Origin of the sequence: Pseudomonas sp. RHF3.3-3 (genome assembly GCF_048069595.1) — a bacterium.
In the GTDB taxonomy this organism is placed as follows: Bacteria; Pseudomonadota; Gammaproteobacteria; order Pseudomonadales; family Pseudomonadaceae; genus Aquipseudomonas; species Aquipseudomonas fuscovaginae_B.
In genome coordinates, this window is sequence record NZ_CP182250.1 from 4,669,641 (window position 1) to 4,681,251 (window position 11,611).

General features: G+C 57.2%; 11 protein-coding genes and 2 pseudogenes. 4 read left to right on the forward strand and 9 right to left on the reverse strand.

Annotated elements, in window-relative coordinates:
* Positions 1 to 2: 2 nt before the first annotated feature.
* Positions 3 to 518 (reverse strand): hypothetical protein, encoded by a 516-nt coding sequence (locus ACMGT0_RS20335; RefSeq protein ID WP_054063175.1) that lies wholly within the window; start codon positions 516 to 518, stop codon positions 3 to 5.
* A 47-nt stretch (positions 519 to 565) separates the two neighbouring features.
* On the opposite strand from ACMGT0_RS20335, the pseudogene ACMGT0_RS20340 reads away from it, so the two are divergent.
* Positions 566 to 733: pseudogene (locus ACMGT0_RS20340) on the forward strand (IS5/IS1182 family transposase); the annotation flags it as partial.
* Between the two features lie 330 nt (positions 734 to 1,063).
* Entirely contained in the window at positions 1,064 to 1,195 is a 132-nt protein-coding gene (locus ACMGT0_RS20345; protein ID WP_081009867.1) for a DUF2256 domain-containing protein, read from the forward strand.
* 212 nt (positions 1,196 to 1,407) lie between these two features.
* On the opposite strand, the gene ACMGT0_RS20350 is transcribed toward ACMGT0_RS20345, so the two are convergent.
* The 3 genes from ACMGT0_RS20350 to ACMGT0_RS20360 all read right to left on the reverse strand — a co-directional run bounded on the left by ACMGT0_RS20350 (position 1,408) and on the right by ACMGT0_RS20360 (position 3,945).
* Entirely contained in the window at positions 1,408 to 2,049 is a 642-nt protein-coding gene (locus ACMGT0_RS20350; protein WP_416769507.1) for a DUF1349 domain-containing protein, read from the reverse strand.
* 554 nt (positions 2,050 to 2,603) lie between these two features.
* Positions 2,604 to 2,783 (reverse strand): hypothetical protein, encoded by a 180-nt coding sequence (locus tag ACMGT0_RS20355; protein ID WP_054063178.1) that lies wholly within the window; start codon positions 2,781 to 2,783, stop codon positions 2,604 to 2,606.
* Positions 2,784 to 3,486: 703 nt separating this feature from the next.
* Positions 3,487 to 3,945: an Hsp20 family protein gene (locus ACMGT0_RS20360; protein WP_054063179.1), complete on the reverse strand. Its 459-nt coding sequence runs from the start codon at positions 3,943 to 3,945 to the stop codon at positions 3,487 to 3,489.
* Positions 3,946 to 4,100: 155 nt separating this feature from the next.
* Between ACMGT0_RS20360 and ACMGT0_RS20365 the strand changes: the two are divergent.
* Both ACMGT0_RS20365 and ACMGT0_RS20370 read left to right on the forward strand, forming a co-directional pair.
* A pseudogene (locus tag ACMGT0_RS20365) lies at positions 4,101 to 4,196 on the forward strand (DUF2256 domain-containing protein); the annotation flags it as partial.
* Positions 4,197 to 4,226: 30 nt separating this feature from the next.
* Positions 4,227 to 4,688, forward strand: coding sequence for a PAS domain-containing protein (locus ACMGT0_RS20370; protein WP_416769509.1), 462 nt, complete (start codon positions 4,227 to 4,229; stop codon positions 4,686 to 4,688).
* Positions 4,689 to 4,788: 100 nt separating this feature from the next.
* Here ACMGT0_RS20370 and ACMGT0_RS20375 read toward each other — a convergent pair.
* The 5 genes from ACMGT0_RS20375 to ACMGT0_RS20395 form a co-directional block, all read right to left on the reverse strand.
* Positions 4,789 to 5,941 (reverse strand): IS3 family transposase gene (locus tag ACMGT0_RS20375; RefSeq protein WP_152973035.1). Its coding sequence is split into 2 segments (ribosomal slippage): positions 4,789 to 5,701 and positions 5,700 to 5,941, totalling 1,155 coding nucleotides; the frame shifts between segments, so codons are not numbered across the junction.
* Between the two features lie 103 nt (positions 5,942 to 6,044).
* Positions 6,045 to 6,992: a diguanylate cyclase domain-containing protein gene (locus ACMGT0_RS20380; protein ID WP_416773521.1), complete on the reverse strand. Its 948-nt coding sequence runs from the start codon at positions 6,990 to 6,992 to the stop codon at positions 6,045 to 6,047.
* Between the two features lie 17 nt (positions 6,993 to 7,009).
* Complete coding sequence (locus ACMGT0_RS20385; protein ID WP_416773523.1) at positions 7,010 to 11,065, reverse strand: CHASE domain-containing protein; 4,056 nt, start codon at positions 11,063 to 11,065, stop codon at positions 7,010 to 7,012.
* Positions 11,066 to 11,091: 26 nt separating this feature from the next.
* A complete protein-coding gene (locus ACMGT0_RS20390) occupies positions 11,092 to 11,334 on the reverse strand; it encodes a GGDEF domain-containing protein (protein ID WP_152973036.1) in 243 nt (80 codons plus the stop codon).
* A gap of 41 nt (positions 11,335 to 11,375) precedes the next feature.
* Complete coding sequence (locus ACMGT0_RS20395; RefSeq protein WP_054063183.1) at positions 11,376 to 11,597, reverse strand: hypothetical protein; 222 nt, start codon at positions 11,595 to 11,597, stop codon at positions 11,376 to 11,378.
* Between the last annotated feature and the right edge of the window lie 14 nt (positions 11,598 to 11,611).

Consider the following 11,611-nt stretch of genomic DNA (forward strand, 5'->3'; position numbering starts at 1 on the left):
TCTTAGAGCTTGATGGGGTTCTTGTAAGCCGGCCTGCTGGTCTTCTCGATCATTTCATCCTTCAGCATCGCCAGGGCACAGTTAGCGAGGGTGAGCACGCCAATCATCCAGCACAAACGCACCATTTGATCTTGAGTGAGCGTCACCACCTCATCCGATAGGAAAAAGATGCCAGCGGCTACGCCTAAGCCTGTTCGGGTAATGGTCAACAGACCGGTCCCTACTTCAGCGATGAGCTTATGAAAAAAGCCGAATACCTGCGTACCCCGATCTGAACCAAAGCGCATCACGTACTTGAAGACAAACAACAAACCATAAGGAATCAACATCCAACCAAAGTATTCAATCAATGGCCCGATTGCCAGAAGCCCCGACACCATCTCTTCGAAGTCCTTGGAAGTTTTGCTGAACACCCAAATCGGCAACGTACCCAGCAGAAAAGCAAAGCCCCATTCGGCTGGAAGCTTACTGATCAGCTTCAGGGTGTCACCTTTAAAATTGCTAGCCCTTTTTCCCATGCTCGCTCCTCAAATGCATGCCCTTCAGAGAGCACAATACCAAGAACGAGCGTTCGCACGTCACCAAAGCCAACACCGTCATCTTCCACCCCAGACAGACCGACTGCGCGGCATGTTCGGTGAAAGCCAAGTGCTGCCCGAGCACTTCGATTCGCAAGATTGCTCACAGCGTCCATGAAGCTGCTCGTGATGTGGCTCGGCGCATTGCAACGACAAGGTGCTCCACTGCCCCACTGTCGAGGTGCTAGTGGCCATGTGCGGACAGGGGCGATGGCCTGCCACTTCGCTAAACATCGATAGTTATTGCGCTGGGGCTCCCCATTCATGGTGATCGGTGGCGTGGACCCGACACCCAAACCATTTCACAATTAACCGGCGGCGCCTCGCTTGAGAACCGATCACCTGAAGCGCCACGACGATCGTCTGCCAGGCAATGAGCGTAGGGCCACGATCATACAATCGTGACCGAACGGGTGGATCTGAACAGGACGCGCAGCGCCGACGCGGTCCGTTGTACATGCCTAATCGAATGAGGGTGGATCATTTTGAAAAAAAGCGAGCTTCCAGTAAAAGTCTGCGTCACCTGCGGCCTTCCCTTCACTTGGCGCAAGAAGTGGGCTCGCTGCTGGGAGGAGGTTCGTTATTGTTCGGAACGCTGCCGGCGCACCAAAAAATGAAGCCCCTCAAAAGTGCGTGGACGCCCATCAATCTGAAGGTCATCGGAACCTGTCTGCGCTAGAAGCCGTTATCCATTCTTTCGCCTTCCCGGCGTCGTTTTGCCGGCGCACCACCACCTCAAGAAGAGGTGATGCAGGTCACGCGCGTGGGGGTTCAGCAATACGAGCTTGGAGATTAGCGAGCAAGATGGGACCTGCTCGCGAACGGTTGCCTAGCTCAAATCATGCAGATCTCGGCCCAACGGACGTGTTAGAGACCACTCGGAGAACCTCACCCTCAAGCCCTCACGCTCCGGTGTGCAGCACATCGGGCCCACCTGGTAATGGTTTGCCTTTGGAAACGGTGCCAGTCTGAGAAGCGGCCAGACTTTCCCATCGGTCGAATACTGCACCCGCAGCACACCGTCAGAGACCGTTACACGCAGCCAAAAGCTGGTGGGGTCTCCCGTAAAGTGAGCGGGCGCCCAGTCCGACTGGCCTTGGGTCAGGACGCTGCTGATCATCGGGTTCCCGTCGTTGAACTCGATGCCCGCTTTTACCCACGTCTGCTCATTGAGTCTGACCATCAGGCCCGCTTGATCGTACAGCTCACGAAAATCGGCGTTCACCCTGACTTGGGCGGTAAAGTCTCCCTCGGTTTCAAAGGCCAGCAGGTGTCCGCTGTCCCGTATGAAGCCATAGTGGGTTTCACGCCAGAAATCGGTCTGCAGGCTCGTCATTACCTCCAGTGAGCCGTCTGGGTGGGTGAGATAATGCTTGGGTTCATTGAGCCAGTGGGCCTTGACCCAGACCGATTCATCAAAACGCTGAACGATCGCTGCGCTTGTCTTTTTACTCGTCAAAATGTCCTCCATGATTTGACTCTCGCTATTGGTTTCTTAGGAATACCTCCCGACGTCCTCTGTCAGACACGGAGCTGGTCGAATAGCTCTTGCAGAAAGATATCGCCCTCCACTGAATCTGACAGCAAATAACGACCCGACCAATGATCCCAGCCCGCTGTGAGACTGAACTCGGCACAGTGGAAGGTTGGATGAATTTCTTCATCCATGCCTATGACGGAGGCGCCCACGCGCGTGAATCCTCGGCGCGTTATCAATTCGTCTTCCAGCGATCGCCAGCACGTCTCTGGCCACCCGTTGACATCAAGTGACAGATGACCGTTAGCTGCCTTATGGAGAGTCGGACTCATCTTCTATCGTCCAAGGGGTGATGCGAAGGTAACGCATAAATACGGCGGCGACCTAATCAAGCGTGCCGATCAGATTTCGCTTGCTGCACAAGCCACTGTTTCGGGCTGCCGGCGGTTGCGACAGGAACAGCTCATTCGGTACCCGGGAATTGTGGACCACTTCAGCGGAAAACCTATTGTCTCCTCAAAGGCCTACGTCCCCAAATGGGGTCAAGGTTACTCGAAGACGTAGGTGTGAACCCGAGAGGGTTCAATATCAATGTCCTCGCCATTGTGGACTTTGCGCGACAGCTCCGACATCGCTCGGCTTAACGCTTCAACGCCCTCTCGCGAAGCATCCTCGTCCTCCTCGAAAATACCTTCCACCGAGTACTCAAGAACCTCACCGATATTCACCTATCACCTCACTTTTCGCTTGAAGCTTCATGCTTCGAAGCCCATTTCAACATTTTCGCCAGTTGATCGCGATCGGAATAACCCGAATCGACTCAGCGTCATACCGTTCGCGATGGTCGTCTAGACCCTATTGTGAACCGCTAAACACTGCGCAAAACCCAGTCACCCCGATTCCTGTTTTCCTGCTGTCCTCGTCAGCGCTCTTCGGCACGCACGATGAACCTTATCCCAGCGAGCCGCTCCCATGCCCCTTGCCTTCAGACACCTTCGACGTCTCGCGCCCTCAGCCAGCTCTGCTGCGTATGGGGGTGCGGACCGAACCCTCGGATCAGGAACGCACGCCATGGGCGGTTTCACGCCAGCAGAAAGCACCACCCTGTTGTCGGGCCTGGTTCTGACCGTAGCGCTGATCTTTGCGGCCTGGACACTCAGCATCGGCTATCAGCCAGGCTAAGCACCTCAGCGTGCGCACCTCAGCGCCGTTTGCCGACCCAACGGGCCAGTGAGATCGGGCAGTTGCTGCCGCCTCAGTGGATGCCGGCCTGACTTACGCAAGGTGAGTTGGGCGGACGCTTTCCACAATCAGGAGATTGCATAGCGCAACCGCCATGCTCTGAAGGTCAAGGTCACTGCTGCGCCGTCAGGAAGGTGCCTGAGATACCCACAAAAAAGAGGCGCTCCGAAGAGCGCCCCATTATTCACCTTACTGCTCACTGACCGGCCTGGAGTGAGCAGACTCAGCCCCTCCGATCATGATGCGCTTAGGCTTCGCTTCCTCCGGTACCACTCTAAGCAAGTCTATGTTCAGCAAACCGTTAGCGAGCTTCGCGCCCTGCACCTCGATGTGATCCATCAAGCGGAACGACAGCCGGAAAGCACGCTGAGCGATACCTTGGTGCAGGTAAGTGACATCTCCGTTGCTTTCTCGCTTATCGCCGGCGACCGTCAAAACGCCCTTTTCAACCTGAATGTCCAAGTCCTCCTCAGCCAAGCCAGCCACCGCGATGACAATTCGATATTGGTCATCACCGTGTTTTTCAACGTTGTGAGGAGGATAGGAAGTTCCGGCCTCACTGCGAAGCGCCGATTCGAAAAGATCGTTGAAACGGTCAAAGCCGACCGAGTGACGGAAAAGTGGGGCCAACGAAAGAGTAGTAGCCATTGCTAAATCTCCTGAGTTTTCTCCAAGTGATTTGAGGCGCGACCCGCATTCGGCATCGCGCAAAATCCTAAGTAGGAATCGAAGACAAAAATTCAAGGGCGCTCGGGAAATTTTTAGCGGTGATCTGATCACGCCGTGATCTACCAGCTGGGAGGAAGAAATGGGCACTCTGCTGGGATGAAGTGCGTTACTGCTCGAAGCGTTGCTGGCGCAAATCGCCTCTCAAGGTCAGATCGGAAAGGTTGGTATAGACTTCTTTGAAACTCATAAGGGCTCCGAAAATGATCGATGCAGAACTGCTGAAACTGATGATCGAGTCTTCCAACGATGGCATTGTGGTGGCAGAGCAGGAAGGCGATGAACACATCCTCATCTACGCCAACCAAGCCTTTCAGCACCTGACCGGCTATAGCATTGATGACACCCTGTATCAGGACTGCCGGTTCCTGCAGGGCGATGATCGAGACCAACCAGGCATTGCTGCTATCCGCGAAGCAATAAAAAATTTTCAGCCTTGCCGGCATATCATTCGAAACTATCGCAAAGACGGCCGTGTTTTCTGGAATGAGCTTTCGATAACCCCAGTGTTTAACGACGAGGATCAACTCACCTATTACATCGGCATCCAAAAGGACGTTACCGTCCAGGTTGAGGCTAGCGAACGTGCCCGTCAGTTGGAGGCTGAAGTCGAGGATCTGAAAATTCAGCTGGCTCGATTACAACGAAGCATTTCATCGACTTAGAGAGCTATAGAAAAACGGCAAAAATAGACGGACACCATCGCCCTTAAAACTGGAGTTCGGTAGGCGTGTTTGCCGTTCGCTTACGATTCAAACGCGGGTTCTACCCCATTTCCACGGACGGTTTGAAAAGGGCTGAAAACTTCAGATCTTGCCGGGCAACTCTACGACGCATTCGTGGGTTATGAAACCGCTTGATGTAGTCGAATAAATCCGCTCGTGCCTCATCACGAGTTCGATACGACTGATGGACAACGCGCTCCCGTTTGAGCTGACCGAAGAAGCCTTCACAGGCCGCGTTGTCGCCGCAGTGCTCGACGGCACTCATGCTGCAAACCAGTGTGTTGCGATTCAGAAAACGCTGGTAGTCGCCGCTGGTGAATTGGCTACCGCGATCCGAATGCAGGATCACTGACCAGTCACCCTGGCGCTGCCAGATCGCCATCTCCACCGCTCGAATCACCATCTGCCGATCCTGGCGGTGGTGCATCGACCAACCGATCACCAACTTGCTGTACAAGTCGAGCACCACGCATAGAAAGAGTTTGCCTTCCTGGGTGGCGATTTCCGTGAGGTCCGTGACCCACTTGCGCTCTGGTTCCTGCACGGTGAAGTTGCGCTCCAGCAGGTTTTTCACGCCTGCTGGACGGCTGCTGGCGACTCTCCCAAAGCCACGCCGCTTCCGGCGTGGCCAGCCTTGAATTCGCTCAGCCGCCATCAGGCGAGCAACTCGGTTCAGGCTGACGGCTTCGCCCTCGTCGAGCAGATCCTCATGCATACGTGGCGCTCCGATCACACCACGGCTATCTTCGTGAATCTCCCGAATGCGCTTCACCAAGCGCGCATTCTCCTGAGCTCGCGGGCTTGGTTCACGATCCTGCCAGGCGTAATAGCCGCTAGCGGAAACCTTCAGGCAACGGCACATCAATCGTACCGGGTAGTCTTTGCGGCAGCGCTGGATCACCGTGTACCGCTCGATGACTCCTTGGCAAAGTACGCTGCCGCGTCTCTTAAAAATCACGTTCCTTGGTGACTCGGGCTAACTCGCGCTTGAGGCGGGCAAGCTCCTCATCTCGCGGGCTTCCCGTTCCAGGAAAGGCTTTCTCAGTATCTGGTTGTGCCTCCCGTACCCAGCGTGTGAGCAGGTTGGGAGCAACACCAATCTCCAGGGCTACCTGTCGACAGCTCGCTCCTGAACGACGAACCAGCTCGATGGCTTCCCGCTTGAACTCGGGGCTGTATTTCTTGCGCTTCATGAACACTCCTTCAGCTCGGTGCGAGCTTACTCGAAAGTGTCCGTATTAGTGGGGTAGAACCCTGTAATTTACAGCGGTGCTTGGCACCAAAAAGCATGGACCTTCAGGGTGCAAGCTCTATGGGTACAAAGCGGCTACAATTTCGACCATCATGCTTAGCCTGATACAAAGCCCGGTCGGCTTCAGCAAGCAGCGCTGCAGCGATGGATGGTACATCGCTGGTATGCGTGCTCGGGGGCAGTAGCGAGCCCGCCTCTAAGCTTGCGACACCCACGGAAATCGTCACCCTGCCAAAGTCACTGGTTTCGTGCACCTCGCCCAGGCTGTGGACGCTCTGAACAATTTCGTCTGCCAACTGCCGAGCCCCCTCCTCGCCCGTTTCTGGCAGCAGTACGGCAAATTCCTCCCCGCCATAGCGTGCTACCAGATCAGTGGATCTCTGCACACAGCGCTTGAGCGTCTGGGCAACTGCAATCAGGCACTCGTCGCCTTGCAGGTGTCCATAGCGGTCGTTGTAGCGCTTGAAAAAATCGATATCCAGCAACAACACCGAAAATGCACTTTGGTTGCGTAGTGAGCGGAGCCACTCATACTCGATACGCTGGTCAAGCAAGCGACGATTGGCTAATCCGGTCAGTCCATCGGTCTGGGCCAGTAGGCTGAGCTGATCCATGGCCATTTTCAGGTTCAGGTGCGTCTTGACCCGAGCCGTGACGATCGCGGGCTTGACTGGCTTTCCGATGAAATCCACCGCCCCGAGTGCCAGCCCGGCCTCCTCCACCTGGGTTTCGGTATGACTGGTGATGAAGATGATGGGTACACCCTGCAGCAGTGGATCGGACTGGAGCTTCTCGCACACTTGGAATCCACTCATGCCGGGCATCTCGGCATCGAGCAGGATCAGGTCTGGACGCATTTCCTGGACAATCTTCAGTGCCTGCTCCCCCCCCGTCGCAAAACGGATCTGGCCCAGGCCCTGAAGGATACGGCTCAGCACGCGGATGGCAGAAATATCATCATCAACGATCAGCAAGCTAGGTGTGCGTTGCATCATGAGTGGCTCTCCGTTCACAAATTCGCACGTTCGAGCATGTGCAGCGCTCGCTCGAACTCCAATTCCTCGATGGCCTCCCACAGCTGTTCAACCAGCACCTGCCCGGCTGCCGCCCGCAGTGCCGGCGCAGCCGCTGCAAACTGATCCAGCGCGGCCAGATCGTGGTTTTCGAGCAAGGCATGCAACCTCGCCAAGGCCTGCTGAGCGGCTTCTTGGTCCGTCTCTGTACTCGGCACCGCCAGCACGGACTCCTGTACGTTGACCGTCTGCTTGAATAGTGCTGAGAGCGCCGCACTCAAGGCGCTGAGCACCGGCTCGGCTCCCTGCCCGTCGCGCAGCAGCGATTCAGCCTGCCCAGCCAACTGTCCCACCAGGGTGGCGCCCAGCAGGCCTGCCACGCCACGCAACTTATGCAGATCCGCGATCAACGGGCCAGGCTGCTGCTTGCGCTGCAACACCGCCTCGCTATCGGCAAATCCGGCAAACTCATTGAAAAAGCGTCGGACCGAAGTGCGGAACAACTGCACGTCGTTGCCAAAGCGGTAGGCGGCTTCGCGCATATCCAGCCCCTCTATCACAGGCCACTGCTCAGCGGGCTCATCCTCAGAGGTCGCGATGGTACTGACCGCAACGGAGGTACCACGCACCCTTTCGACGGCCCGCCGTATGGCACGGATCAGGGCACTCGGTTCCAGCGGTTTGGTCAGGAAGTCATCCATGCCCGCCATCTCGGCCTGTCGACGCTCCTCAGCCAGCGCTCCGGCAGTGAGCGCCAGCACCGGCAGGGTCTTGAGTCCCAACTCGTTGCGCAGGCGCCGGGTCGCCTCGTAGCCATCCATTTCCGGCATCTGTACATCCATCAGCACCGCGTCGAAGAAATCGGGGGTTTGGCGCAGACGCTCCAAAGCCTGCAAACCATTGATGCAAGTCTGCACCTGAGCGCCCTGCTGTTCCAAAAGCAGGGTCGCCACCTCCAGGTTGATCTCGCTGTCATCGACCAACAGCAACTGCAGCCCGCTCAACCAGTGGGTCATGCCGGTATCCAGTCGCGTGGACTGCAGGACCCGTTCCGTGCTGCCCTGGTACCGGGCAATACAAGCGTTGACCGCATTGAACAGTGCGGAACTGTCCAGCGGCTTGGACAGCACACGGTCGACCTGGTCATCGAGCATCAGCTCCGCAGCGCACGGGGTCACCAAAATCAACGGTAGTTGCGTGCTTTCGCGCAAGCGCCGCAGATCCTGCTCGATCGGGTCACGCCAATCGACCAGGAGGATATCCGGTAAAGGCCCCTGGGTCTGATGGCGCTCCTGAAGCATCAGCCGCAATGCCTGCTCGTCAGTCACGCTCGACACCCGCCAACCCAGGCCTCGGCAGACCCGCTGCAGTGCCTGCGCCGAGGCGGTATCATCACTGAGCATCAACACTTCCAGGCTGCCACCGGTGATGGTCGCCTCCAGTTCGCTCGAACAGACCTGGAAGGGCAAGGAAACCTGGAACTCACTGCCGCTGCCCAACTCACTGCGCACCAACACATGGCCGCCCATCTGCTCGGCTAACCCACGCACAACGGATAGACCCAATCCGGTTCCACCAAAGCGACGGGTAGTGGAGGCGTCCGCCTGGGTAAACGGGGTGAACAACTGGCCCAGGGCATCGGCAGCGATGCCACAACCGGTATCCTGTACGCTGAAGCGCAGCCAACAGTGATCGGTGGCATCTGGCTCGTGACTGACGATCACCTCGACCCGCCCTTGCGTGGTGAACTTTAGGGCGTTGCCCACCAGATTCATCAGGATCTGGTTGATCCGCAATGCATCGCCAATCAGCAGCCCGGGCAACTGCAGCGCTCCTTTCACGGCAAAGCTCAACCCCTTCTGCTCGGCCTGAGCCGCAAACAGATCACCCAAGTCCTCAAGCAACTGCCGTGGGCTGAACGGGTTGTGCTCCAGACGCATCTCGCCGGCTTCGATCTTGGCGATGTCCAGAATGTCGTTGATGATGCCCAACAGGGATCGTCCAGCGATCTGCAATTTGGTCAGCAACTGGCGCTGCTGCTCGTTCAAGGAGCTGTTCTGCAACAGATGGGCGATGCCGATCACGGCATTCATGGGCGTGCGGATTTCATGGCTCATGTTCGCCAGGAACAGGCTCTTGGCCGCATTCGCCGCCTCCGCGCTGGCCTTGGCCGTCTGCAATTCGGCGCTGTGGCGCAGGCGATCGGTGATGTCCTGAGCAATGCCCAGATGACCGGTCAATTCACCATCGGCGGTGCGAATCGGGGTGATGACCATCGACACCTGCACCTGCGAGCTATCCTTGCGCACATAGGTCCACTGCCGGGTTTCGGAGCCTTGCAGTGCAGCCTTGTAGCAAAAGACATCGATGCCTTCGATGGGGATGCCATATTCCTGGGTCAGTTCGACAGAACGCTCAGCGATCTCTTCAGGCAGATGAAAATCCGCCGGGGTCTTGCGCCTGACCATCTCGGCATGGCTGTAGCCCAACAACAGTTCGGCGCCGCGGTTGAACACGACAATCTGCCCCTGGGTGTCGGTGGCAATGATCGAAACCTCCGACGACGCATCCAGAACCGCCTGCATTAACCCGGCGAGCCTGGACAGCTCGGCCGTACGCTCGCTGACCTGCTTCTCGAGTTGGGCATTGAACTCCATGAGGTAGCGTTCGACCCGCTTGCGATCGGTGATGTCATGCATCATCTTCGCCGCGCCCAGGATAGCGCCATCGGCCTCCCGGATCAGACTGCAGGTGATGGTCACATCGATCAGCCGACCGTCCTTGTGCAGGCGTTGGGTTTCCAGGGTCGAACCGCGGTCACCGCGAGCGACCTGTTCCAGCAGTTGTTCGTCCTCATGCACGCGTTCCACTGGCACCAACAACGGTGCCAACGGTTGCCCCAGTACCTCATACTCGGTGTAACCGAACATCTGCTCGGCGGCGCGGTTCCAGGTGATGATCCGGCCATCCAGCGCCTCACCGATGATCGCATCGCTGGAGTTTTCAACGATGGTCGCGAGTCGGGCCTGACCGGCCACGACTTGCTGTTTGCGCTGCCGTGAGATCAGCAACGTGCCAACCAGCCCTGTCAACAGGAAGCTGGCCGCTGCGCCGATGGCAAAGACCCGGCTCGCCGGTACCGGATCAAGCGCATCGACAAACGCCTGGTGTGCGCCCACCTCCATCCGCCAGTGGCGCCCATAGATCTCTCGCTCAAAGGTATAGGTTTGCAGTACTTGAGGGTCCTGGCCATTTTCCGGGGTCTGATAGATCAGTTGCCTGGTATCCCCGACATCGTAGAGTTTCAGATGCAACCGGTGATTCGCCGGGTCCAGGCTGGTCATCACCTCACGCATGGTCAGGGGAGCATAGGTCCAACCAATCAGGTTCTTCTCCCGCAGCGCAACATCGGTTGGGGTCTCCGGCGTGTTATAAACCGGCGACAGGAGTAAAAACGCTCGCAGGCTCTCTTGAGCGTCCTGCTGCAGCGTGATCGGCGCAGTCAGCCTTGAAACCCCTGTGCGCATTGCCTCGATAGCCGCCTCACGACGACGTGTTTCCGAGGCGATGTCCAACCCAAGGGCCTGGGAGTTGCCAGCAGGTGGGTCGATGAACTGAATGATGAAACGATCTCCCGGGTGAGCGCCCAGCCGGGTGAACTTGAAATCAGGCTGACCGTCAGCCCTGACGTTACGCATGAATTGCTCTTCGCCGTCAGCCGGTACCCGACGAATGAAGCCGAAACCGCGCGCCCCCGGGTACTCCTTTTCAATATCACGCCCCTGGCCAAAACGAGCCATCTGGCGGTTGCTGACGTAATCCAGGTTCAGCATCTGGATAGCACCGCGCATGCCACGAAGACGGTACTCATATAGTTTCAAGCGTGTCTGCAGGTTGTCACCGATTGCTTCCCCGGCGTCCTTGAGAACCGACCCGACATGACCCTCGATGGTCTTGGCCTGCTGGTAGCTGACGACGTAGCTGGCTGCCAGGCCTACCACTAGTATCATGGCCATCCAGCCCACCGACCACTTGAAAGAGTTTGCTTTCATCGACCCGGCGCTCACTGCAGAAATGATTACATGGGAGAGTCAAGGTACTGCACGACGACAGCATTTCGACCTGATTCCTTGGTCTGGTACAGCAGCCGATCTACGGCTTCAAACACAGTAGCAGTGAATTTGCCATCCAGACGCCAGCGTGCAACAGCCGCCGAAATCGTGATGCGCTCGATATCCGTGGTTTCCACAGTTCGCCGCAGTCGCTCTGCCACCTCGGTAGCCTCCATCAGTGAGGCGCTGGCAATCGGCTGTTCCTTCACCCTGCCTTGTTCCGCGCACTGCCGGCTATCCTGTCAGCGCTTTAGTCCAGCCTGAACAATTCGGCGCTGAGCAGTTGATCCACGCTCACGGGTATTCGGTAGCCATAGGGGGTTTTGTCCTCAAGGACATCGCTGATGCCCACGTCACGCTGCCCCGTATAGATAACCCATAGACTGTTGGCCAGCGTCACGCATGCCGAAAGCAAGGCAAACAAAAGAATAAGCGTTCTCAGCTTGAGCCTTGGTTGTTTCAGTGTTGACATCAAATCATTCCACT